Origin of the sequence: Catellatospora paridis (genome assembly GCF_009720365.1) — a bacterium.
Taxonomy (GTDB): Bacteria; Actinomycetota; Actinomycetes; order Mycobacteriales; family Micromonosporaceae; genus Catellatospora; species Catellatospora paridis.
Map to the genome: position 1 here is coordinate 402,856 of NZ_ML769312.1, position 23,877 is coordinate 426,732.

General features: G+C 71.6%; 19 protein-coding genes. 8 read left to right on the forward strand and 11 right to left on the reverse strand.

The window, feature by feature from the left end:
• Window positions 1–26: 26 nt before the first annotated feature.
• Together F9C41_RS01685 and F9C41_RS01690 are read right to left on the reverse strand one after the other, a co-directional pair.
• Window positions 27–866, reverse strand: a complete 840-nt coding sequence (locus tag F9C41_RS01685) for a PHP domain-containing protein (protein WP_230689205.1) — start codon at window positions 864–866, stop codon at window positions 27–29.
• A gap of 114 nt (window positions 867–980) precedes the next feature.
• Entirely contained in the window at window positions 981–1,733 is a 753-nt protein-coding gene (locus F9C41_RS01690; protein ID WP_230689206.1) for a hypothetical protein, read from the reverse strand.
• 143 nt (window positions 1,734–1,876) lie between these two features.
• Here F9C41_RS01690 and F9C41_RS01695 point away from each other — a divergent pair, with 143 nt between their 5' ends.
• Window positions 1,877–2,188, forward strand: a complete 312-nt coding sequence (locus F9C41_RS01695; RefSeq protein WP_155384785.1) for an STAS domain-containing protein — start codon at window positions 1,877–1,879, stop codon at window positions 2,186–2,188.
• A 181-nt stretch (window positions 2,189–2,369) separates the two neighbouring features.
• The gene (locus F9C41_RS01700) at window positions 2,370–2,843 is read left to right on the forward strand and encodes a GNAT family N-acetyltransferase (RefSeq protein WP_155384786.1); all 474 of its coding nucleotides are present in this window, start codon (window positions 2,370–2,372) and stop codon (window positions 2,841–2,843) included.
• A 43-nt stretch (window positions 2,844–2,886) separates the two neighbouring features.
• Here F9C41_RS01700 and F9C41_RS01705 read toward each other — a convergent pair whose 3' ends face one another.
• Window positions 2,887–3,267, reverse strand: a complete 381-nt coding sequence (locus F9C41_RS01705) for a DUF2255 family protein (RefSeq protein ID WP_155384787.1) — start codon at window positions 3,265–3,267, stop codon at window positions 2,887–2,889.
• 250 nt (window positions 3,268–3,517) lie between these two features.
• On the opposite strand from F9C41_RS01705, the gene F9C41_RS01710 reads away from it, so the two are divergent.
• Window positions 3,518–3,835, forward strand: a complete 318-nt coding sequence (locus F9C41_RS01710; RefSeq protein WP_155384788.1) for a hypothetical protein — start codon at window positions 3,518–3,520, stop codon at window positions 3,833–3,835.
• Between the two features lie 43 nt (window positions 3,836–3,878).
• On the opposite strand, the gene F9C41_RS01715 is transcribed toward F9C41_RS01710, so the two are convergent.
• Window positions 3,879–4,331, reverse strand: a complete 453-nt coding sequence (locus F9C41_RS01715; protein ID WP_155384789.1) for a hypothetical protein — start codon at window positions 4,329–4,331, stop codon at window positions 3,879–3,881.
• A 401-nt stretch (window positions 4,332–4,732) separates the two neighbouring features.
• On the opposite strand from F9C41_RS01715, the gene F9C41_RS01720 reads away from it, so the two are divergent.
• A complete protein-coding gene (locus F9C41_RS01720; RefSeq protein ID WP_155384790.1) occupies window positions 4,733–6,508 on the forward strand; it encodes a glucuronyl esterase domain-containing protein in 1,776 nt (591 codons plus the stop codon).
• 29 nt (window positions 6,509–6,537) lie between these two features.
• On the opposite strand, the gene F9C41_RS01725 is transcribed toward F9C41_RS01720, so the two are convergent.
• Window positions 6,538–7,569: a zinc-dependent alcohol dehydrogenase gene (locus tag F9C41_RS01725; RefSeq protein WP_230689207.1), complete on the reverse strand. Its 1,032-nt coding sequence runs from the start codon at window positions 7,567–7,569 to the stop codon at window positions 6,538–6,540.
• Window positions 7,566–8,204, reverse strand: coding sequence for a TetR/AcrR family transcriptional regulator (locus tag F9C41_RS01730; RefSeq protein ID WP_196279583.1), 639 nt, complete (start codon window positions 8,202–8,204; stop codon window positions 7,566–7,568). The genes F9C41_RS01725 and F9C41_RS01730 overlap by 4 nt, the downstream gene beginning before the upstream one ends.
• A 150-nt stretch (window positions 8,205–8,354) precedes the next feature.
• Between F9C41_RS01730 and F9C41_RS01735 the strand changes: the two genes are divergently transcribed.
• Both F9C41_RS01735 and F9C41_RS01740 read left to right on the forward strand, forming a co-directional pair.
• The gene (locus F9C41_RS01735; RefSeq protein ID WP_155384791.1) at window positions 8,355–9,908 is read left to right on the forward strand and encodes an MFS transporter; all 1,554 of its coding nucleotides are present in this window, start codon (window positions 8,355–8,357) and stop codon (window positions 9,906–9,908) included.
• 194 nt (window positions 9,909–10,102) lie between these two features.
• A complete protein-coding gene (locus F9C41_RS01740) occupies window positions 10,103–11,977 on the forward strand; it encodes a CASTOR/POLLUX-related putative ion channel (RefSeq protein WP_230689208.1) in 1,875 nt (624 codons plus the stop codon).
• 489 nt (window positions 11,978–12,466) lie between these two features.
• Here the strand turns inward: F9C41_RS01740 and F9C41_RS01745 are convergent, their stop codons facing one another.
• Window positions 12,467–13,627 carry an MFS transporter gene (locus F9C41_RS01745; protein WP_196279584.1) on the reverse strand — a complete coding sequence of 387 codons (1,161 nt, stop codon included), beginning with the start codon at window positions 13,625–13,627 and terminating at the stop codon, window positions 12,467–12,469.
• A 332-nt stretch (window positions 13,628–13,959) separates the two neighbouring features.
• Between F9C41_RS01745 and F9C41_RS01750 the strand changes: the two genes are divergently transcribed.
• Window positions 13,960–14,214 carry a hypothetical protein gene (locus F9C41_RS01750; RefSeq protein WP_155384793.1) on the forward strand — a complete coding sequence of 85 codons (255 nt, stop codon included), beginning with the start codon at window positions 13,960–13,962 and terminating at the stop codon, window positions 14,212–14,214.
• Window positions 14,215–14,220: 6 nt separating this feature from the next.
• On the opposite strand, the gene F9C41_RS01755 is transcribed toward F9C41_RS01750, so the two are convergent.
• The 3 genes from F9C41_RS01755 to F9C41_RS01765 all read right to left on the reverse strand — a co-directional run bounded on the left by F9C41_RS01755 (window position 14,221) and on the right by F9C41_RS01765 (window position 17,688).
• Window positions 14,221–14,715, reverse strand: a complete 495-nt coding sequence (locus F9C41_RS01755) for a class I SAM-dependent methyltransferase (RefSeq protein ID WP_155384794.1) — start codon at window positions 14,713–14,715, stop codon at window positions 14,221–14,223.
• 94 nt (window positions 14,716–14,809) lie between these two features.
• A complete protein-coding gene (locus F9C41_RS01760; RefSeq protein WP_230689209.1) occupies window positions 14,810–15,784 on the reverse strand; it encodes a helix-turn-helix domain-containing protein in 975 nt (324 codons plus the stop codon).
• Between the two features lie 113 nt (window positions 15,785–15,897).
• Window positions 15,898–17,688: an ABC transporter ATP-binding protein gene (locus tag F9C41_RS01765; protein WP_155385387.1), complete on the reverse strand. Its 1,791-nt coding sequence runs from the start codon at window positions 17,686–17,688 to the stop codon at window positions 15,898–15,900.
• Window positions 17,689–17,782: 94 nt separating this feature from the next.
• Here F9C41_RS01765 and F9C41_RS01770 point away from each other — a divergent pair, with 94 nt between their 5' ends.
• Entirely contained in the window at window positions 17,783–18,196 is a 414-nt protein-coding gene (locus tag F9C41_RS01770; protein ID WP_155384795.1) for a MarR family winged helix-turn-helix transcriptional regulator, read from the forward strand.
• 124 nt (window positions 18,197–18,320) lie between these two features.
• Here F9C41_RS01770 and F9C41_RS01775 read toward each other — a convergent pair whose 3' ends face one another.
• Window positions 18,321–23,771, reverse strand: a complete 5,451-nt coding sequence (locus F9C41_RS01775; protein ID WP_155384796.1) for an ATP-binding protein — start codon at window positions 23,769–23,771, stop codon at window positions 18,321–18,323.
• Between the last annotated feature and the right edge of the window lie 106 nt (window positions 23,772–23,877).

Consider the following 23,877-nt stretch of genomic DNA (forward strand, 5'->3'; position numbering starts at 1 on the left):
ACCGCCGCCGGGTCTGTCGAGCCGGTTCAGCGCGGGCGGGTCCAGAAGTCGTGGGGATGACGTCCGGGCCGGAAGCCGTACGCCTCGACCATGGCCACCGCCGCGCCGAACCCGTGCCCCAGCCCGGCCGGGTCGTGGGCGTCGCTGCCGAAGGTGACCGCGCGGCCGCCCTCCTGCCGCCACCAGCCGACGACCTCCGGATGCAGTGGCACCTTGGTGTTGACCTCCAGCGCCCGGCCGCTGTCGGCCAGTGCCCGCAACGCGTGCCGGAACTCGTCCTCGAAGGCGTACGGATCGAACGGACCAGCCTGGGCGGGCCAGTAGCGGACGGGATAGTCGATGTGCGCCAGCACCGAGAACACCTGGCTCCGGGCAGCCAGCACCGCGATCTCCGCCAGATAGCGCCGGACGACGTCGGCCGCCTGCCCGTGCGGGAACAGGCCCGGCGGCTCGGCGAACCCGTCGCCCAGCGGCAGGCAGTGCACGGAGCCGAGCACCCGGTCGAAGCGGCCCGCACCCAGCACCTTCGCCACGGCTTCGGCGTGCCAGTGCGGTTCCCCCACCTCCAGACCGCTCAGGACCAGCAGGTTCGGAAACCGTTCACGGCACCGCTCGACGGCCGCCAGATAGCCGGGCACATCGAACGGCGGCGGAGTGAGCAGCCCGTCCGGGGCGGCCATCTTCGCCAGATGCGCGCCGGGATCGAGCCCGTCGAGGTTCACCGTCCAGACCGTGTGGTCGAGGTGCTCGGTGAAGGCGACCGCAGGGAGCCCCAGTTCCACCGCGCGGGCGCACGAGCCCTCCATGTCGCCGACCGCGGCATCCCACGACCACTGACTGTGCACATGGCTGTCCGCAGGCAACATCACGATTCCCAGCGCCCCCGAGCACCTCGGCCATCAAGCGTCCCGCTGATCCTATGCGGAGCGGCCCTTCCGCGACGGCCCGCGCCAGGAGCCCCGCCGCGACCCGGACGGCCGTCAGGCCACGTCCAGGGCTGTGCAGTGCGCGACCGTCGCGTCGTCGGCCGCCGTCGCGTGTCGTGCCTCGGCTTGCCGGACGCGGCCGATGACCGCGGCGGGTCCCTCTGTGGCGAGCACGGCCATGGCGCCCGGCCAGTCGGTCAGCCCGAACCGGTCCACGATCCGGCTGGCGCCGTTGCTGAGCAGGACCGCGCCGGACAGGTCCGTTATCGCGCAGCTGCCGGTCAGCGCCTCGTCGGCCGCTTTCGGGTCGTCCTTGGCGACCCAGAAGCCGCCGGGTGAGTTCCGGCGGGAGCGCAGCTCCCGCAGGATGCGCTGGTACTCCTCGCTGCCTTCGGCCTTGCCCACGAGCTTGGACTCGTAGGACCGGGCGATCACCACCTCGCGGGGATCGGTGACGACCAGCGGCGTATCCGCTGCCCGGTCCAGCACGAGCACCGCGTCGCCGAGCACCAGGTGATCGAGCCGGTCACCGGACAGGCGCAGCATGGCCACGGCCGCCGACGGGCTGATCGGGTCGGCCACGTCGCAGGTGTCCCGGTGCTCGGCGGTCACCTGCTCGACGGCCGCGGCGAGCACCGCCGTCAGGCTGCGATCCGGGTCGAGCGACAGAAGACCGAGCAGGCTGCCGCCCAGGCGTACGGCGTACCAGGCCACGCCGTGTCGGCAGACCGCTTCCGCGCCGGGGATGCCCGCACCGTCGACCAGCACCGCCGCCGTCGCCGTCGCCGCGGTGAAATCCTCGTTCACGCGGCCGTGGTGTGCCGCGGCGCTGGCCATCGCCACCCGCATCGTCGCCGTCCTCCCGCCCGGTCAGGCGTCGCATTCTACGGTTTACCGGGGTGGCGGGTGGGTACGAGACACCTCGGCGTCAGCGCGAGGAGGCTGTACCGATGCGGGTCACCCACGCCACGGTGGTCGACGGCGACGTCTGCACCGTACGGATTGCGGGAGACGTCGACATGTCCGAGGTCGAGGGGGTCGAGGCCTGGTTGCGCGCGGCGGTCGACACCTCCGGCTGCGGCGTGGTCCTCGTCGACCTGTCCGACACGCGGTTTCTCGACTCGATGGGCATCGCCGGGCTGGTGCGGGCACAGGACTACGCTCGGCGACGGGGAGTGCTGCTGCGGTGCGTCAACGTCCAGCCGTGGGTGCTGCGCGTGTTCCAGGTCGCCGGAGTGGCCGACCACCTCGACATCGCCTGACGCCGCCGAGCCCCGGCCGGAGTACGGCGCCGGTCACAGGCCCTGGTCCTCGAAGGTCCGCCTCGCCACGATCCGGCCGGCCGTGTCGCGTCCGGTGAGCTCCATCCGGCCCAGCCGTCCCCCGATTCGCTGGGTCGGGCAGGATGGCCGGCGTAGGTGTCTGTTCTGCCCTGGAGTTCGCATGAGTCTCGTTCTCGTCCCTATGTCCGGTCCGGACTACGACCGGCGGGTGGCCGCGTTGCGGCGGCGCTATGCCGCCAACCTCCAGCAGCAGCGGGGCATGAGCGGCGCGGACGCCGAGACTGAGGCGCGGCATCAGCTGGAGCTGGTCCTGCCGGCCGGGCTGGGCACCGCGTGGGCGATCCTGCGGTCCGCGCAGGTGGACGGCGAGACGGTCGGCTGGGTCTGGGCCACGCTGCCGGGCGCGCCGGGCCGCCCCGAGATGGCCTGGCTGCACAACATCGACGTGGATCCGGAACACCAGTCCCGGGGCCACGGCCGGGCGATGATCCTGGCCGTCGAGGAGGAGCTGCGCCGACACGGGGCCACCCGGTTCGGCCTCAACGTGTTCGGGGGCAACAGCCGGGCCATCGCGCTGTACGAAAGCCTGGGTTTCACCGTCATGACACAGCAGATGTCCAAGACACTCACCTGACGGCCGCGCCACCGGAGGACCACGACCGTGGACGACCTCGTGATCAGCGCGGCACGATGCGGGTTGTCGTGGTCCGCGCGGGCGCGGCCGTCATGGGGTCGACGTACTGCCCGCCGAAGCGGGCGTACTTCTCGCGGTAGGCCTGGTCGACGCGGGTGTTGAGGTCCGGGTCGGGTGCGGCGACGAAGGCGACGTCCTTGTCGATGTCGGCGGCGTGGATGTGGCCCTCGTGCCGGGTCTTCGTCGCGCGGTACCAGCCGCCCTCGGGTCCTCGGAAGGACCTGATGTACAGGTCGTCGCCGTTGCGCACCACCCAGATCGTGGTCGGGGTGCGCAGCGAGCCGTCCCGTCGCCGGGCCGCGACGTCCAGCTCGTCGGCGGCGCCGATGCGGTCGAGTTCCTCGGCGGTCCAGGTGGTGGTCATCACGTATCCTCCTCGGTGGCCGGACGGGCCGATCCGTCCCCGACCTCGACGCTAACGGTCCTGCGCCGGGTCAGGAGAGGGTTCCGGCGGTTCTCCAGGGCCGGAAGGCGAACCGGTGACCTGGTGGCGGCCACGCTGCGGCGGGCCGCACGCATCGGCGGACGCCGCTGGCCGCAAGGAGTATTGCGCCGTTCAGGGCCGTCCAGGACCATCTGGTGATTGGACAGGCGTCGTTCCGGGGGAGGCCCACGTGGACAGCAATGTGCAACACCAGCCAAGAATCGCCTTCGATGCGGCAAGGATCCTGGTCGACGTGTCGGCTGCCGACGCCGGCCTGTTCGCGTGGTACTGCGATCAGGTCGCGGTCCTGCTCGGTCCGACCTACCGGCGGGATCTGCTGGCCACCCGCAAGGAGCTGGCGACCTCGCCGCGGCTCAACGCGCGTGACGTCGAGGGCGGCAAATGGCGGGTCCGGCTCGAAGACGTGCTGCGTACGCGGCCGGAGGCCAGCGAAGGCCTCCACCAGCTGACGCTGGCGGCCCGGGTGCGGCTTCCGCGCGTCGGATAGACCCCGCCGGCGCGCACCGCCGGTGACGGCCCGGCTGACCCGCTCAGGCGGCAGCGCGGGCCGCCTGGCGCTGTGCGCCGAGCCGCCACCGCATCCGGCCCAGCGCGGCGAGCCCGACGGCGGCCCCGAACACGAGCGGTGCCAGCACGACCACCCCCACCGGCCACATGCCGGCCCCGACAGGGTCCATGAAGTACTCGCCGTAGACGCCGTAGACCACCGCGGGCGGCACGGTGACAGCCAGACCCGTGACCAGGACGCTCAGCCCCCACCGGCCTCCCGTCAGCGCGATGAGCGCGAGCGCGATCGGCTGTGCGAAGTCCTGCCAGGCGACCGGGATGTGGTAGCCGCTTGACCCGGGCGCGTCCGGCACCAGCGTCGCCGTCCAGGGCGTGCACACGACCGCGGCGACACTCGCGGCCGCGGCGATGACGGTGCTTTCATCCGCTTGGGCTGACTCACGGACACCTCTCTCGGAGATCTTCTGGGTCGGCATCATGGCACCCGCACGCCACTCCGTGGGGGGTGGTCCGCGCCGATGCGTCCCTCCGAGCGGGATCGTATGAGCATGCCGGTCGATACTTTTCGGAGGGCCTCCGAAACTTTCGGGACTGGTGTGGCAGGTCTTCATTGACTCAGGTCGTGATCGCTCAGCTTTGCTGAGGGAAACGTTTCCGGAATTTCCTTGAAACCTTCCCTTGAAAACACCGAAACGTTGTGGGAGCGTGTCCATCGACAGACGTGAGCGCGCTCACGGGTCGGCTCCGGTGCGAGGCGGCTCCGGCTTCCCGCGGCGACCGCCCTCCGGTTCCTCGAGTGCTGCTGCCGCACCCGCCTCGTGCCCAGGCCAACCCGTGTCGCCGATCGATTCCGCCCCATCGGCAAGGAGGAGCCCGCATGCGAACCGTCCCCAGGAGAAGATCGGCGATCGAGGTCGCCGCCGCCGTCGTCCATACCGGAAGGATCGCCCTGGCGGCCGTCGGCGCAGGCCGTTCGACGGTCCGTGCGACGATCGTCGCGCTGACCGTGACAGCCCTCGCGTTCGCCGGTGCGGTCGCGGTGATCACGACGACCGTGCCCGCCGAGGCGGCCGCACTCGCCGCCGCTGTCGAGGACGAGGGCGCCGACTGCCCCGTCACGCTGCCCGGCTCGCTGACCGCCAACTCCCGGCTGCCCGATCCCTTCAAGAAGCTGGACGGCGCCCGCATCACCGCCAAGTCCGACTGGCGGTGCCGCCGGGAGGAGATCAAGAAGCTGGCGGAGCGGTACGTGTACGGCGAGAAGCCCGCCAAGCCCACCAGCGTCACCGGCACGGTGTCGAGCACCAACATCACGGTGAACGTCTCGCACACCGGCAGGAGCTCCAGCTTCTCGGCCAGTGTGCAGCTGCCCAGCGGCTCCGGGCCCTTCCCGGCCGTCGTCGTGCTGGGCGGGTTCGGCGCGGACACCGCGGCCATCCGGGCCGCGGGCGCGGCGGTCATCAACTACGACCCGTACGCGGTCGGCAGGGAGGGCACGCCCCGCAACAACAAGCAGGGCGCGTTCTACACCATCTACGGCGCCACGAGCAGCACGGGCCTGCTGATGGCCTGGTCGTGGGGCGTCAGCCGGATCATCGACGTCATCGCGCAGTCGGGCGGCAGCGTCCTCAAGGCAGACGCGATGGGCGTCACGGGATGCTCGCGGTTCGGCAAGGGAGCGTTCGTCGTCGGCGCGTTCGACCAGCGCATCGCGCTGACCATGCCGATCGAGTCGGGCAGTGCGGGTGTGCCGATCTTCCGGGGCATCCCCGGCGAGGGCGCGCAGAGCCTGAGCAGCGCGTACGGTGAGCAGCCGTGGCTGGGCGACGCGTTCGGCTCCTTCACCGGCAGCCCGAACACGCTGCCGGTCGACACGCACCAGATGGTGGCCATGGTCGCGCCGCGCGGGCTGTTCATCATGGACAACCCGCACATCGTCAACCTGGGGCCGAAGTCGGCCAGCGTGGCGGCGCTGGGCGGCGCGGAGGTCTACAAGGCGCTCGGCGCGGGGGAGAACATCACCTACTGGTCCGACATCCAGAACGGCAGCCACTGCGCCAACCGGCCGGAATGGTCGACCCCGCTGCAGCAGAACATCCAGAAGTACCTGCTGAAGACCGGCAACGCCCCCGGCGCGATGAGGATCTCCAGCCGGGCCGCCGGCAACCTGGCCGAGTGGCGCGACTGGCAGACCCCCACGCTGACCGACGGCCCCAGCACGCCGTCGCCCAGCGCGCCGCCCTCGCCGAGCGCGTCGCCGAGCGCCCCGCCGTCGCCGAGCGCGCCGCCCTCGCCCAGTGCACCGCCGTCGCCCAGCGTCTCGCCGCCCCCGACCGGGGCGGGCTGCTCGGCGACCGGGACCGTGCAGACCCAGTGGGCGACCGGCTACGTCATCCAGCCGGTGACCGTCACCAACAACGGCACGTCGACGATCAATGGCTGGACGCTGACGTTCACCCTGCCCGCCGGGCACGCCATCACCGGGTCGTGGAACGCGACCGTGACGACCAGCGGCCAGACGGTGACGGCGCGGAACGTGAGCTTCAACGGCGCGATCCCGCCCGGTGGCTCGGTGGCCAACTTCGGCTACCAGGTCAGCCGGCCCAACGGCAACACCCAGGTGCCGTCCGGATACACCTGCGCCGCGTCGTAGCCGGCATGGCCGGGTAGGGCGATCCCGCCCTACCCGGCTCGGCGCGGATCGATGTGGAACTTGGGTCCCGGCCCCGCGCCCGCGACGGGCACACCGGCCAGCACCGCGCCGACCCGGTCGAGGCCGACCGTGGCGGCGACGAGCGGCCGCGGGTCGACGTGCCCGGCGGCGTACGCGGCGATCGTGGCGGCGAGGCCGGGGGAGGCGGACAGGACACCGACGGCGGTGACGTCCTTGAGCGCCAGCCGGCGGGTGTCGACCAGGCTGGGGGAGCCGGCCAGGCCGATGTAGACGACGCGGCCCGCGGGTTCGACCAGGTCGAGCGCCTTGGCCGGCAGGTATGCGGCGTTGCTGGCGTCGATCACCGCGTCGAAGGGGAGGTCGGGCAGACCCAGTTCGGTCCAGGCGGTGAAGCCGAGGGACCGGGCGAAGGCCAGCGAGGCCGCGGTGTGGCCCATCAGGTGCACCTCGGCTCCGGCGGCGCGGGCGAACATCGCGGTGAGCAGCCCGATGGTGCCGGGACCGAGGATGAGCACCCGGTCGCCCGGGGTCAGGTCGGCGGCTCGCGCGGCACGCAGGGCGTTGCCGCCCGGCTCGACGAGCGCCCCGAGGGCCGGATCGACGGCGCCGGGCAGTTCGTGCAGCGCGGTGACCGGCACGGCGACCTGCTCGGCCAGGGCGCCCGGTCGGCCGCCGCGGATGCCGACCTCCTGCCGGTCGGCGCACACGTGCTGGTGTCCGCGCAGGCAGCGGCGGCAGGCGCGGCAGCCGAGCATCGTGTCGCCCATGACCCGCCGGCCGCGCCACGCGGGGTCCACGCCGTCGCCGACGGCGCGCACGACGCCGGCCCACTCGTGACCGAGCCGCATCGGGAACCGCGCGTGCCCCTCGTGCAGGTAGGCCATCTCGCCGGTGAAGAACTCGACGTCGGTGCCGCAGACCCCGACCCGTTCGACGTCCACGACGACCTCACCGGCGGCCGCCCGTGGCGCGGGCACCTCCTGCACCGAGCACTCGCCCGGCGCGGTGACCACCGCCGCGCGCATCGTCGGGGCGCTCACCGCGCGCCGCGCTCGCGCAGCAGCCCGTCGATGAGGTCCTGCATCGGTGCGAGCAGGTCCTGCGGACCGGCCGAGGACAGCGGTTCCAGCCCGGTGGAGGAGCGCAGCAGGACGATCCCGAAGCCGGTGGCCAGCGCGACCTGAGCCCTGAGCATGATCCGGTCGCCGTCGGGGTGGCCGGGCCGCCAGCCCGCGGCCGTGGCCAGCCGTTCGGCGAACGACCGCACGGTGTTGCGCCGGATCTGGTCGGCCCGCTCGTCGCCGGAGGAGCGCAGTAGCAGGAGGAACTGGTCCGGCCGACTGCCCAGGCCGGTCCCGGCGAGCTGCGCGGCGATGGCGTGCGGCAGCCGGTCGAGGGTCACGTCCGGGGCCACCGCGTGGCTGAGCTCGTCGACCGCGCCGACCAGGCACGCCTCGAACAGGCCCTCCTTGGACGTGAAGTAGCGGCTGATCAGCGCGACGTTGACCCCGGCCTCGTCGGCGATGTCGCGCACGGTCGTGCCGGTGTATCCGTGGGCGGCGAAGCGGCGACGGGCGGCGTCGAGCAGCAGCTGCCGGGTTCCGGCCGCGTCACGGCGGCGCTGCCCGGCCGGGTTCTCGCCCGTGGTGGAGGTGCGCGGACTGCTGGTCGCCATGGATTCCCCTCGCTCTCGAATCAGGATAGCGGCCATGGAACGTGACGTAAACAACTGCTTACAAGTGATGTAAACAACTGTTGACCGGACTGCGAGCGGGTAATACTCGGCAAGTCAGCAGTTGTTTACAAGTTTCTCCAGGAGAAGTTCATGTCGCAGCCGATCGTGGGGCCGCCGGCCGCCGGTGCCACCGTCGAGAGCGGGCCGGGTGCGCCCACGGGTCGCCGCACCAACGGCACGCTGCTCGTGCTGTACCTGTCACTGGGTGGTCTCGCCTTCGCCGTGCTCCAGTCGCTGGTCGCCCCGGCGATGTCCACCATCGCGGGAGACCTGAACGTCTCCACCGCCAACGCCAGCTGGATCCTCACCGCCTACCTGCTGTCGGCATCGGTGCTGACGCCCATCCTCGGCCGGCTCGGCGACATGGTCGGCAAGCGCCGCGTGCTCATCGCCGTGCTCGCCGTGCTCGCGGTGGGCACCCTGCTGGCCGCACTGGCCCCGAACCTGGGCGTGCTCATCGTCGCGCGCGCCCTGCAGGGCGCGGCGGGCGCCATCATGCCGCTGTCGATCGGCATGGTCCGCGACGAACTGGCCCGCGAGAAGGTCAGCGCCACCGTCGGCCTGCTGTCGGCGATCTTCGGCGTCGGCGCGGGCGTCGGCATCGTGGCCGCCGGCCCCATCGTGGAGCACCTGTCCTGGCACTGGCTGTTCTGGCTGCCCCTGGTGCTCGTCGTCATCGCGCTGCTCGGCGCGATCTTCGGGATGCAGGAGTCGCCGGTGCGCAAGCCCGGCAGGCTCGACGTGCTCGGCACGGCCGTCCTGTCGGTCTCGCTCGTGTCGCTGCTGCTGGCCATCAGCAAGGGCCAGTCCTGGGGCTGGGCCTCGGCGAACACCATCGGCCTGCTCGCCGTCGGCGTGGTCACCATGATCCTGTTCGTCGTGGTCGAGCTGCGGGTCAGCGAGCCGCTCGTCGACATGCGCCTCATGAAGATCCGCGGCGTATGGGCCACCGACCTCGTCGCCCTGATCCTCGGCTTCGCGATGTTCGGGTCGTTCCTGCTGGTGCCGACCCTGCTGCAGCTGCCCGCCGCCACCGGCTACGGCTACGGCAAGTCGGTGTCCGAGGCGGGCCTGTTCCTGCTGCCCACCGTCGTGTCGATGGTGCTGTTCGGCCCACTCGCCGGGCTGCTGGTCCGCCGGTACGGGCCGAAACTGCCGATGTTCCTCGGCGCGGTCGCCGTCGTCGGCGGCTTCACCCTGCCCGCCGTCGTACACAACGTGGAATGGCAGGTGGTCGTCTCCGGTCTGGCCGTCGGCGCGGGCATCGGCCTGGCCTTCGCGGCCATGTCCAACGCCATCATCGAAAGCGTGCCGGCCACCCAGACCGGCGAGGCGACCAGCGTCAACACCATCGCCCGGACCATCGGCAGCAGCATCGGCTCCGCCGTCGTCGCCGCCGTCATCACTTCTAACAGCACCCCGCGCGGCCTGCCGACCGATACGGCGTTCAGCACCGGGTTCTGGGTATGCGCGGGCGTGGCCGTGCTGGCCGTCATCGCGTCGCTCGCCCTGCCGTCCGCACACCGCCGCCACGAGCAGGCCGTGGCCGCCGGAGTCGACGACCTCCCGCCCGAGCCCGCCGAACTGCACCTGCCGCACCTGCACACCGGGCACCGCCGCGAGGAGGTCGCCGCGGGCCGGTGACGCTCGTTCCGCCCCGGGCCGGGGCCGTCTGTTCCCAGGCGGCCCCGGCCCGTTGCTGTGCGGCGAACCCAGCACACCGCCCATCGCGGAGAACAAGCCGGACGGCCTGCGGCCACCTTCCCGGCTGCTCCCTAGGATGTCTCTGCCTATTGGACATTCAGCGGCCGGCAGTGGCGGCAGTGGGAGGAACCTCAGTGGTACGGCTGGGAGTGCGGCGACGTTTGCGCGTCTGGTTCGACGGCACCATGGACCGGGGCACGCCCGCCCTCATCGGCTGGCTCGGCCTGGCGTCGCTGGCCCTGATCACCGTCGTGACCGGACTCGCGATGCTGTTCGCGGCTGAGGACACCGCGCACGACGGCGGCTGGTCTGCCGTCCTGTGGCGCAGCGTGCTGCGCACCCTGGACCCCGGCACCATGGGTGCCGACGGCGGCAGCCCGGTGTACCTCGCGCTGATGCTCGTCGTCACCATCGGCGGTATCTTCCTCGTCAGCTCGCTGATCGGCGTGCTCACCACCGGGCTCAACGACGCCATCACCAACCTGCGTAAAGGCCGCTCTCAGGTGATCGCCCAGGGCCACATCGTCGTGCTGGGCTGGTCCGACCAGGTCTTCACCGTCGTGGGGGAGCTGGCCGCGGCCAACCGCGGCTCGCGCCGTTCGACCGTGGTCGTGCTCGCCGACCGGGACAAGGTCGAGATGGAGGACCAGATCCGCGCCCGGGTCGGCGACACCGGCCGCACCCGGGTCGTCTGCCGGTCCGGCAGCCCGCTGAAGCGCAGCGATCTCGACCTGGTCAGTCTCGACACGGCGCGCGCCGTGATGGTGCTGTCGCCGACCGGCGACGATCCGGACATCGACGTCATCAAGGTGCTGCTGCTGCTCAACAACCGCCCCTGGCCCGCGGCGCGCCCGCACGTGGTCGCCGCGGTGCAGGAGTCGGCCAACGTCGCCGCCGCGAAACTGGCGGGGGGTAAGCACGCGCTGGTCATCGACGCCGACGACATCGCCGTGCGCATGGTCGTGCAGTCGCACCGGCAGTCGGGCCTGTCGACGGTCTGCACCGACCTGCTCGACTTCGCGGGCAACGAGATCTACATCCGGGCCGAACCCTCGCTGGTCGGCCGGGCATACGGCGACGTCCTCGGCGCGTTCGAGGCGGGCGCGCCGATCGGCCTGCGCCGCGCCGACGGCGCGATCGCGGTCAACCCGCCGATGGACACCGTGCTGACCGAGGGCGACGAGGTGATCCTTGTCGCCGAGGACGACCTGCTCATCGAACTGGCCGTCGACCCGGCACGGGTGCACTCCGACGCGATCGTGCTGGTGCCCGACACCAAGGTCGCACCGGACCGGACCCTGATGGTCGGCTGGAACTCGCGCGCCGACCGCGTGCTGGACCTGCTGGACCGCTTCGCCGAGCCCGGCTCGGCGGTCGAGGTCGCCGCCCCGAACCCGCCGGAGGACGCCCTCGCGGTGAGCCGGGAGAACCTGACCGTCGGCTACCAGCGCTGCCAGCCCACCAGCCGCCGCGACCTGGAGCGGATGGAATTGGGGGGATACCAGCACATCATCGTGCTGTCCGACGACTCCGCCGAGCCCGACCGCGCCGACGACCGCACCCTGGTGACCTTGCTGCACCTGCGCGACATCGAAGTCAACCTCGGTGAGCCGTACTCGATCGTCACCGAGATGAACGACGACGGCAACCGCGAGGTCGCCCAGGTGACCAAGGCCGACGACTTCGTGGTCTCGGCACGGCTGATCAGCCTGCTGATGACCCAGCTGGCCGAGAACCGGCACCTGTACGAGGTGTTCGCCGACCTGTTCGACGCGTCCGGTGCGGAGATCCACCTCAAGCCCGCGGCCGACTACGTGCAGCCCGGAGCCGAGGTCACGTTCGCGACCGTGGTGGAGTCGGCCCGGCGGCGCGGCGAGTCGGCGATCGGCTTCCGCCGCCGTGACGCCGCCGACCAGCCGCCGTTCTACGGGGTGGTGCTCAACCCGCGCAGGTCCGCTCTGGTCCGGCTGGACGCGGGCGACAGCGTGATCGTGATCGCCACGGACTGAGAGGGTGGTTCGTAGGACTATGTCCGTTTATGGTCTGGCAGTGGGATAGGAGTCCTACTCGCGGGGTTATGCGGACCGTGTCACCGAGGTGAGCGCGGACAAGCCCGGCTCTGGCTCGACGAGGATCTGGCGGGCGACAAGGCGTTTGAGCTTGGCGCGCATCCCCTCGGTATCGCTTCGCGGCGACGCCTACGCCGAGGTCGCGGCATACGTCCTTGGCGCGCATCGGGCCGGTGGCGGTGGCGAATACGGCGAGGATCTTCTGGTAGGCGATGCTGGCGATGGTCGCGTCGGCCGGTGTGCTCGCTTCGGCCTCGCCGGTCGGTTTCATCAGGGTTATGCGGGTGATCGCGAGGTCGGCCAGCTCCTTCTCACGAGGGCCGGAACATCACATCATCGAGCGATGACAAACCGGCCAGAAACGAATAGGCCACCATCTGGGCACGTTGGTTGGCGAAAATGGGCGAGCTGGTCGGCAGGTCTGCGTCGTCAGCTCGTGGCGCAGGAACGTGTTGTGGCGGCGAGCAGCGAGCGAATGCGGACGGTGGTCCACGACGCTACGACGCCGAGCGCGCTACTGGCAATGAGCAAGACCGGCCGCGTCCCAAGCGAAGTGCCAAGCGCTCCACCAACCGCGCTGCCTGCCGCGACACCGAGAAGGCCGACCGCGACCAGCACGGTGTAAGCCCGCGCCAGCGAACCCGGGGGTGCGATGTCGTCCAGGAGAGCTGAGCTGGCAATCGCGATCGGAGCCAGACACGCCCCGACCGCGAACATCGCCACCAGCATCCCGGCGGGCGTGCCGGTCAGCAGCACCAAAGCCGCCATGCCAAGCGCGGCAGCAGCTTGACCGACCACCAAGCGGCGCGCGGGCGGCAACCGCCAAGCCACGCCACCATAGATCAATCCGCCCAGCAGTTCCCCGGCCGACAACGCGGCGAACAGAAGCCCAGCCAAGGCGGCGGATTCGTGTTCGGCGGCGACGGCGGGCACGCTGACCGTCATCATCCCGCCGGCCACGCCGCCGCCGAAGCCGGCGACCAGAAGCGTCCACATACCCGCACCCAGCCGTCCGCGAGGGACTGCCGCGGGCGCATCCGCCGCAAGGCGCGAACGCCGCGACGCGGGGGCGGCGGCGAAGGCCAGCCCACCACAGCAGGCGAACCCGGCCGCCACCAGCACGGCGCCCGCCGGACCGCCCACCAGCACGAGCGCCGACACCAGCAGCGGACCCGCGACCATGGCTATCTGGAACTGCGTGGCCAGAACCGCGTAGGCGGTACTGCGCTGCGCCGGATCGCGCACCAGCCGCGGCCACAACACCCGCATGCTGCTCGTGGTGGCGGGAAGGCTCGCGCCGCCACCGGCTGCCAGCATCGCGCTCACCAACAACGGCGCGTGCGTAGAGCTGGCAGCGATGAATGCCACCAGCGCCGCCGGACACAGCAGTCCCCCGACGACGAGCACCCTGGTCTGGCCATACCGGTCGATGAGACGCCCCTGCGTCACCAGGCCGACGGCGTTGCCGATACTGAACGCGCCGCTCACCGACCCCGCCGCCGCGAACGATCCCGTCGTCGAGTGCGCCAGCAGCAGCACACCAAGGCCGAGCATCCCGATCGGCAGGGCGCCGAGGAAGCTCGCGACCACCGGCAACCCCGCACCAGGAATCGCAATAACACGTATAAATGGGCGGAACACAGCCTGCCTCCAGGTATGAGCCCACCCAACATCCCTGAGCCAATACATGAAGTTGTCGTAACAAGCGGGCGTTACCGGCCGCGCACGAACAGCCTAGTCGCTGCCGACATCCGCCAGCGCCCTACGGCACGCGCAGGCACGGACAGGACACGAGCAGGACCTCTACCTCAGGGCCAAACCAACAACGGGACATAGTCCTACGAACCACCCTCTGAGCTCGCGCCCAAGGGTCGTGTCCTCGGCCGCCACGGCCTTTGGCGCGAGGCGTTACGCTGCCTCCCATGCCAGAATCTACGCGCCGGACCGGCCTGCTCGGCAAGGTCCTGATCGGACTGTCTGGCCTCGCCTGGCTGCTGGCGGTCGTGGCGAGCGTGCTCATGCTGTTCGCCTTCCTGGCGGGTGAGCTGGAGGGCATGGCGGCGCTGTCCGGGATCGTCATCATCGCCTTCGCGGTGGGCGGCGCGCTGCTGATGACCGGCGTGACCCTGCTCTACCTGTACCTGTCCCGGCGGCGCAGGGCCGCCCGGTCCGCCTGACCGGCGTCAGCCGTTGCGCATCGGCGGCGGCAGCAGGATCAGGGCGTGGTTCTTCGGGCCGCGGAAGGCCAGCTCGACGTGCTCGGCCCGGCCGCCGAGGGCGCGGTGATGGGCGGTGATCGCGGTCAGCAGCTCGTCGCGGCCCAGCTTGCGGTCGCGGTCCCAGAAGTTGCAGCAGGGCACGACCAGCACGGGACGCACCCGTGCCGAGTCCACCACCTCGCGCAGCGCCTCGTCCGGGTGCAGGCCCACGATCAGGTCGTAGTAGTCGGCCAGCGTCGCCAGGTAGGGCTCGGCGCGGGCCGGCACACCCTTGAGCGTCCAGCCCCGGGGGTCCACGACCTCGGCTTCCAGGCCGAACCGCTTGCGCAGCAGCCGGGTCAGCATGCCTTGGCCGCCGGCCACGTCGGCGACGTACCGGGCCTGCGGGAAGCGTGCCGTGACGAACTCGGCGAGCACGTCGAACCGGGCCTCGTCGCCATGGAAGCGGTGCCGGGTCATGCCGGGTCCTCCTCCCGCCGTCATGGACATCAGATCAGACCAGCTCAACGGCGTCGTCAGCGAGGGCGGCCGGCCCAGCCACGACGCCCCGCGGTCACAGCCAGCCGCGCCGCGCCGCGTGGTAGGCCAGGCCCGCCCGGGTGTCCACGCCCGCCAGCGCCATCAGTCGATCCAGTCGCCGCTGCACGGTGCGCCGGCTGACGCCCAGTTGGGACGCGATCGCTTTGTCGGGCACCCCGCCGACGACCAGTGACAGCACGTACAGTTCGGCTTCGGCAGGGCCTTCAGGGTGATCGGTTCCGCCGCCGGTGACCCGGATCGGCACCGCCGTCTCCCAGTGGCCGTCGAACAGGTCGACCAGCGCGTGCAGCAGCTCGCCGTTGTTGATCACCGCGGCGCGGGGGCCTGCGGCGTCGCCAGGCTCGCGGATCAGCGACAACACCGCGGTCGTCCGGTCGGCGATCAGCATCCGCACCGGCAGCGACTGCGTGGCCCGGGCCAGCTGGCCGCGGCGGATCCCCTCCGCCACGTTGTCGAGCACGCCGGGTGCCAGCAGGGGTTCCCGCTCGTAGACGGCACGGCTGACGACGCCCCGGGCGAGCGCGTCGAACTCTGCCGTGTTCTCGCCGCTGGCCAGCGCGACCGGATTGGCGCGGCAGAACCACAGCAGCTCACCGCCGGCCAGATCCTGCACCTGGCGCAGCCGCCGGCGCAGCGGCTCTGCGCCGACGACCAGTTCGGCGACCTGTTCGGATCGCTGGCGGCTGGCGGCCCGGTACTGCTCGTGCAGGTCGGTCATGATCCGACGGCCCCGTTCGAGGGCCTCCTGCCGCCGCAGCAGGCTCGCGCCGAGCGCCACCTCCGGCGGCAGCGGCTGGAACACCGGGTCCGGGCCGGGCTCGACAACCGCCAGCCCGGCCTCCAGCAGGGCCTGCAGGGCGGCCGCTGCCTGCGCGTGCGACAGGGCGCCGAGCGCGGCGACATCGGCGGCCCGCCCCCCGTCCAGTTGAACCAGCGACCGGTACGCGTACTGCTGCGTCTCGGTCATCAGCTCCATCTCCTCCGCCACCGGGGCCACCTTTCACGATCCACTCCGCACCACACCGACCGTTCCGGGACCGCTCGGGTTCCCGAACGGCCGGGATTCGTGGATTCGTCGGCGCGGCGAGGAGGACCTGGCCGCTATGCGGCGAGTGCCGCGTAGCGGCCGCCGACCTCGACGAGGTTGCGGTGCGAGCCGGATTCGAGGATGCGGCCGTGGTCGAGCACCGCGATCTGGTCGGCGTCGCGCACGGTCGACATCCGATGCGCGATGGTGATCGTGGTGCGCCCGCGGCTCAGCTCGTCGAGCGCGCGCTGCACGGCCCGTTCGGTCTGGGTGTCCAGGGCGCTGGTGGCCTCGTCGAGCACCAGGATGCGCGGGTCGCGCAGCAGGGTGCGGGCGATGGCGATGCGCTGCTTCTCGCCGCCCGAGAAGCGGTGCCCGCGGGAGCCCACGACGGTGTCGTAGCCCTCGGGCAGGCCCGTGATCAGGTCGTGGACCTGTGCGGCGCGGGCGGCCTGCTCGATCTCGGCGTCGGTGGCGGTCGGCTTCACGTAGCGCAGGTTCTCCCTGATCGTCGTGTGCAGCAGGTAGGTCTCCTGGCTGACCACGCCGAGGATCCGGGCCAGGTCGGCCAGCCGCAGGTCGCGCAGGTCGACCCCGTCGACGGTGATGCGACCGGCGGCCGGGTCGTAGAGCCGGGAGATCAGCGCGGCGATGGTGCTCTTGCCCGAGCCCGTCTCGCCGACCAGGGCCAGTGAGGTGCCCGCGGGCACGTCGAGGCTGACGCCCGCGACGGCGGCGGTCTCGCTGCCCGGGTAGGCGAAGGTGACGTCCTCCAGGCGCAGGTGCCCGGCGACGCGGGTGGGGTCGAGTTCGACCGGGTGCGCGGGGTCGTCGACGTCGACCGGCAGGTCCAGGTATTCGAAGATGCGGGCGAACAGGGCCAGCGAGCTGGTCAGCGACACGCCGACGTTGAGCAGACCCATCAGCGGCCGGAACAGGTTGGCCTGCAGCGCGGTGAACGCGACCAGGGTGCCGATGCTCAGCGTGCCGGCGGTCGCGGGCAGGCCCGCGCTGAGGTAGATGACCGCGGGGATGGCGGCGAAGATGATGCTCATCGAGGCCATCCGCCAGCGGCCGGCCAGCTCCGAGCGCAGCTCCAGGTCGATGAGGCGGGACGACGAGGTGGTGAAGCGCTGGACCAGCGCGGGGCCGGTGCCGGTGGTCTTGCTCAGCTGTACGCCGCTGATCGACAGGCCCTCGTCGATGGTGACGTTGAGGTCGGCCAGCTCGCGCTGGCGCTGCGCGGTGATGGTGCGGCGCATGCGGGCGACCCGGCGGGTCAGGTAGACGGCCGGGGGCACCACGACCAGCGAGACCAGCGACAGCCGCCAGGACAGGGCAGCCATGGCCACGGCGGTGGCGACGGTGGTGGTGAGGTTCGAGGCGACGGAGGTCGCGGTCGAGGTGACCACGGCCTGCATACCGCCGATGTCGTTGGTGATGCGCGACTGCACCTCGCCGGTGCGGGTGCGGGTGAAGAAGGCGATCGACTGGCGGTGCAGGTGGGTGAAGACCTCGGTGCGTAGCCGGTGCATGATCTGCTGGCCGACGGTGGTGGAGATCCAGGTCTGCACGACGCCCAGGGCTGAGGTCAGCCCGGCGACGGCGACCATGCCGAGCACCAGCCAGACCAGCAGGGTCAGGTCGGCGTGGGGGAGCGCCACGTCGATGACCTCACGCAGCAGGAACGGCGTGGCCATGGCGATCACGGACGACGCCACGATGATCGCGGTCACCACGGCGAGCTGCCAGCGGTGGGCGGTGAAAAGACCGCCGATGCGGCGTAGCGACACCTCGCGGGCCTGCGCCTTCTCCTCGGCGGTGACGGTGTGCGGGCCGCCGCCGCGGCGGCCTCCTCGTTCCATGAGTGGGCTGTCCAAGGGGTGGATCCTTCCGTGGGTGGATGCTGAGGTTACCTCAACATGAGGTTCCAACAGTAACCACTGGTACGGTATTCCCGTGGACGAGCACGAGGAAGCGGGCCTCTCGGAGGCCTTCTGGGCGGTCGCCCGCCACCTGCGGCACCTCACCAAGGACGCCCTCGCGCCCTGGCAGATCACCCCGTCGCAGTCCCGGGCGCTGAACGTGCTCGGCCGCCAGGAAGCCCTGCGCCTCAACGAACTGGCCGAACAGCTGCGCATCGCCCCGCGCTCGGCCACCGAAGTCGTCGACGACCTGCAGGCCCGCGGGATGGTCGAACGCCGCGCCGACCCCGCCGACCGCCGCGCGACGCTGGTGGCGCTGACCGGCCCCGGCCGCGACGCGCTCCGCGCGATCGAAGCGGCCCGCCGCGCCGAGGCCGACCGCTTCTTCAGCGCGCTCAGTCCGGACGATCGCGCCCAGCTGGGCCGTATCCTGCGCACACTGATCTAAACACGTACGAAAGGCACGTTGGGGCGCGACAACTTGCCGGCGTCGTGGGAGTGACGCAGAACGCGGAAGCCGGTCAGGGCGCCATGAGCTGACGCGCTGACCGGCTTCCGGACAGACCTTCGTGTTACGCGGCCGCGAGGCCGCGCTCGACCGCCGCGATGATCTGCGGACGCAGCTCCTCGGGCCGGATGATCGCGTCCACCGAGCCGACCTGCACTGCACGCTGGATGCTGTGCACGCCGTCGAACTCGGCGGCGACCTCGCTCAGCTTCTCCGCGCGGACCGAGGCCCGCACGTCGAGCAGCTGCCCGACCAGGGCCGCCTTCTCGCCGCCGGTCGCGGCCGCGATCCGCGTCTCCAGGTCGACCACCCGCGGGTCCTTGGCGGTGCGCGCGTTGACGTCGCCGGCGAACACCACGGCCGCCGCGGGCGCGCCACCGAGCACCGAGGCGAACGAGCCCTCCAGGGCCAGCACCGTCATGTTCGGGTTGAGCGCCTTGGAGAACACCACGAACGCGCCGCCGTGGTACCGGGAGATCACGCAGAACACGATCGGGCCGCGGAAGTTCACGATCGCCCGGCCGATCTCCGCGCCGTACTCCAGCTGCAGCTTGCGCATCGACTCCGGCGAGCCGTCGAACCCGGACAGGTTCGCCAGCACCACCAGCGGCCGGTTGCCGCTCGCGGCGTTGATGGCCCGTGCCGCCTTCTTCGACGACTGCGGGAACAGCGTGCCCGCGGTGTACGTGTCCGGGCCGTCGGTGGGCGGGAAGCCGCGCCGCGGCACCGACCGGGACTCGATGCCGAGCAGGCACACCGGGATGCCGCCCAGGTGCACGTCCTGCACGACCGTCGTCTCGGCGTCGGCCATACCCGCCCAGCGCTCCAGGATCGCGTGGTCCTGGTCGGCGAGCGCCCGCATCAGGGTGCGGATGTCGAACGGCTTCTTGCGGTCGGGGTTGTGCTCCTTGGAGAAGATCTGCCCGACGGTGGTGAAGTCGCTGTCGGGCACCGCGTGCGGGAACGGCGAGATGTCGCGGTCGGCCGGGTCGGTGGTGGCCGCCCGGCGCGGACCGGCCTCACCGGGCGCGATGTAGGTGTGCTCGTGGTGCGCCATCAGCACGTCCTGGGCGGCCCGCAGGTCCGGGGCCCAGTACTGGGCCTGGCCGTTGGGGCCCATCACCCGGTCGTAGCCGCCGATGCCGAAGTTGTCCTCGGCCGACACGCCGCCGGAGAAGTCCAGTGACTGCTTGCCGGTCAGCACCATCGCCGAGTCCGGGGTCATCACCAGGATGCCCTTGGTGTGCATCAGCATGGTGGCCTCGGCGTTCCAGTACGGCTGCGCGCCGACCGTGATGCCCGCGACCACGATGTTGATCTCGCCGCCGTCCTGGGTGAACTCGACGATGCGCTTGAGCGCCGCGGCCACCCAGTCCATGTTCTCGGTTCCCGAGTCCATCGAGATCCGGGCGCCCGCCGACAGCGCGAACCAGTCGACCGGCGCCTGCATCCGCTCGGCCAGGTTCAGCGCCGCGATGATCCGTGCGCACTCCGGCTCGGACAGCGCGCCCAGCGCCTTGGTCGGGTCGCCGAGCAGCGCCACCCGGGTGACGCCTTCGGGATAGCGCTCGGTCGGCGTGCTGACCACACCGGCGACGATGCCCGCCTTGTTGCGCCCCTTGGGCCGCTCGACCGGGACGAGCTCGCCCTTGTCGTCCAGGTCGTGCTCGGTGAACGTGCCGCGCCTGCCGGACAGCAGGCCGGTCAGCTCGTACGGGTAGGTCGTGCCGCGGCGGCGGGCCGACAGCACCTTCTGCCGGTAGTCGTCGAGCGGCTCGATCGGCTCGGTCGTCGGCTCGGTCACCGACATCCGCATGCCCGCGTCGAAGGAGACCTCGACCGCGACGTCGGCCATCTCACCGGTGACCTCGTCGCGCTGGCGGCCCAGCACCAGCACCTGCTCCAGGCCCGCGCCCGCGGTACGCGGCAGCACGCGCTGGATGACCGCGTTCAGCTCCTCCACGGTCAGTTCGCTCGACGGCCAGACGTACAGCGTGATGCGGTTGGTGTCGAGCCGCTTCTTGGCCGGGCGTCGCGCCTGGACCTTGCGGATCGCGTCCAGGCAGCCGTCCAGCATGCCCTCCAGGGCGGGCAGGGCGAGCACTCGGCCCTCGGCGTCGCGCAGCGGGGTCAGGTCGCGGACCTGCCCCATCGCCGCCAGCCGCTCGTCGGCCGGGTTGTCCGGCGCGACGCAGCGGAAGAGGTAGACCTCTTCGTCGATCGACGGCAGGCGGGTCAGGTCGAAGTTGCGCAGCCGCGGCAGCTGCAGGCGCTCGGCGATCTGCGGGTGCAGCCCGCGGATGACCCGGTCCTCGCCCTGACCCGGCCGGAACGTGAAGTGGTGGTGCATCGCCGTGCCCGTGGGCCCGGCCACCGACACCGTGACCCGCTGCAGCACGTCCAGCACCCCGGCGCGGTCGAGCACCTCGCGCAGCGTGGTGGCCATGGTGTCCGTGTCGGGCTGGTCGGCCCACGTCAGGTAGACGTCGGCGAACGACGTCCCGTCGGCCAGCCCGGCGGTCTTGCCCAGGGCGGCGGGCAGCTCGGCGAAGTCCGTCGCCGTCGAGACCAGCCGGTAGCGCTCGCCGTCGCGGTCGTACGCCGCGGTGAAGAACGTGTGCCCGGCCACCTCGACGCAGTGGGTGTCGCTGATGCCGCGGCTGCCGTAGTAGCGGCGGCTGAGCACCTCCAGCATCGGCCCGTTGTCGACGCCCTTGCGACCGATGCGCTGCCCGAGCAGCCGCACCAGCGGTTCGGGCGAGGCGACCATCTTCGCGATGCGCTCGTCGCGGTCCGGCGCGGCCGGGTCGCGGTCGAGGTGGCGCAGGTGGTCGCGGACCTCGTTGTAGACCTCGGCGCGCTTGCGGCGCAGCATCGGCTGCGCAGCCCAGCGGAACACGATGCTGCGGGCGAGGTCGCCCACCACCGGGAACCGCACCTGGGTCGCCCAGATCAGGTGCTCCAGCGCCTGGCTGACCGACTCGCGCACGCCCTCGCCGGGCACCGGCTCGGTCAGCCACTGCTGCAGCAGCGAGACGATGACCGCGACGTCGGCCGAGGAGCGCTGCTGCGCCAGGAAGATCCGGAAGACGGCCTCATCCAGCTCGGGCGTGCGGTCGAAGCCGTCGATGCCGTAGTGCGCGAGCACCCGGGCCAGCCGCTGCCGGAACGCGTCCGGCAGCCCGGCCCGGTCGACGTCGAGGCTCTGCAGGTAGGCGTGGAAGAACTCGCGCGGGCTGTGCACCCGGGTGTCGGCCTTGGTCTCCTCGCCGGCCGGCCGGTTGCGGGTCAGCTCGGACAGGTCGGCGAACACCTGCAGCAGCTCGACCTCGCCCTCGATCGGCACGCGACCCAGCTCGGCGCGCCCGGCCAGGTACGCCGACAGCGCCCGGCGCTCGTCGCGCGGGTCGAGGTCGTAGCCGAGCAGCAGGCTGCGCAGATCGGCCTGGCCGCGGGCGACCCGGGCCTCGGCGGTCAGGCCGTCGGGCTCGGGCGGCAGCTCCAGGTCCACGGCGTCGGTCGCGGCGGCCTCGGCATCGGTGTCGTCACCGATCGGCTCCAGGCGCATCAGCGGCGCGCCGGATTCGACCTGGCTGCCGACCGAGACCGAGATCTCGCGCAGCTTGGACTTGACCGGTGCGCGCAGCACGGTCTCCATCTTCATGCTCTCCAGCACGAGCACCGGGGCGCCGGCCTCGACCTCGTCGCCGACCTGGAGCGGGGTCGCCACCACCAGCGCGGGCGCGGGGGAGCGCAGCACGCCGCCCTCGTCGCGGCTGACGCGGTGCGTGACACCGTTGACCTCGACCAGGTGGATCGGGCCGTGGGTGTCGGTGACCAGCCGGAACCGGCGGCCGTTGACCAGGACCCGGCCGGTGTGCTCGTCGAAGCGCTCCAGCTCTACGTCCACGGTCGGGGCTTCGCCGATGCCGACCCGGAAGCGGTGCGGCCCGATCTGCGCGACCGACACCCGGTAGGCGGCGCCGCGCAGCTTGAGGTCGATCGGTCGGCCGCTCTTGTGCTGGACCTGGGGACGGCCGCCGTGCGCGGTGGACAGCAGCCGGTGCCGCTCGATCTGCGCCTCGTCCTCGTACGCCTCGATGGCGGCCGCGGCCAGCGCGATGCCGGAGTGCTTGGTGGAGATCAGGCGGCCCTGCGCGCGGACCCGGTCGATCCAGCCGGTGTCGGCGCTGCCGTCGATGACCTCGGGCTGGTCGAGCAGGTCGAGCAGGAAGCTCTTGTTGGTCGCGCCGCCCTCGATGATCACGACGGTGTCGGCGACCGCGCGGCGCAGCCGGCCGAGCGCCTCCTCGCGGGTACGCCCGAACGCGATGATCTTGGCGATCATGGAGTCGAAGTCGGCGGGGATGACGTCGCCCTCGCTGACACCGGTGTCCACCCGCACGCCCGGACCCGCGGGCAGCGTCAGCCGCTCGATCCGGCCGGGCGACGGGGCGAAGTCGCGGTCGGGGTCCTCGGCGTTGAGCCGGGCCTCCACCGCATGGCCGACCTCGGTCGGGATCAGGTCGCCCAACCGTCCGCCCGAGGCGACGTGGATCTGTGCCTTGACCAGGTCGAAGTCGGTGGTCGCCTCGGTGATCGGGTGCTCGACCTGCAGCCGGGTGTTGACCTCGAGGAAGGCGAACAGCTTCTCGCCCGGGTGGTAGAGGAACTCGACGGTGCCCGCGCCGCGGTAGTCCACCGCCAGCGCCAGCCGCTCGGCGGCCGACTTCAGCTCGGCCACCTGCGCGGGGGCGAGCACGGGCGAGGCGGACTCCTCGATGACCTTCTGGTTGCGCCGCTGCACCGAGCAGTCGCGCACGCCCAGCGCCCACGCGGTGCCCTGGCCGTCGGCGATGACCTGGACCTCGACGTGCCGGGCGCCGGTTACCAGGCGCTCCAGGAACACGATGCCGCTGCCGAAGGCGCGCTTGGCCTCCAGGCTGGTGCGCTCGTACGCGTCGGCCAGCTCCTCGTCGCTGCGCACCACCCGGATGCCGCGACCGCCGCCGCCGGCGGTGGCCTTGAGCATCAGCGGGTAGCCGATCTCGGCCGCCGAGCGGGTGGCCGCCTCCAGGCTCTCCACCGCACCCCGGCTCCACGGCGCGACTGGAACGCCGACCTCCTCGGCGATCAGCTTCGAGCCGATCTTGTCACCGAGCTTGCGCATCGCCTCGGCGCTCGGGCCGATGAAGGTGACGCCGATCTTCTCGCACAGCTCCGCGAAGGTGGGGTCCTCGGCGACGAAGCCCCAGCCGACCCATGCCGCGTCGACCTGCATCTCGACCAGTGCGCGCTCCAGCACGGCGTGGTCGAGGTAGGGGCGTGCCGAGGCGGGCCCGAGGCAGTAGCTGTCGTCGGCCTCGCGGACGAACGTGGCGGTGCGCTCCGCCTCGGTGTAGAGGGCGATCGTCTCGATCGGCGGAGCACCGCTCTCGGCGTTGATCTCGCGGACTGCGTGGATGAGCCGCATGGCGGCCTCTCCCCGGTTGACGATGGCGATGCGACTGAACACCGATCAAGCCTTCCCAATGACTGGAACTCGGGACCCCTTCAGGGCGGATCCTCGCCAACAACCCTTCCAGCTACCGGTGAGTAGGAAACCGCTGTACGCCTCAGTA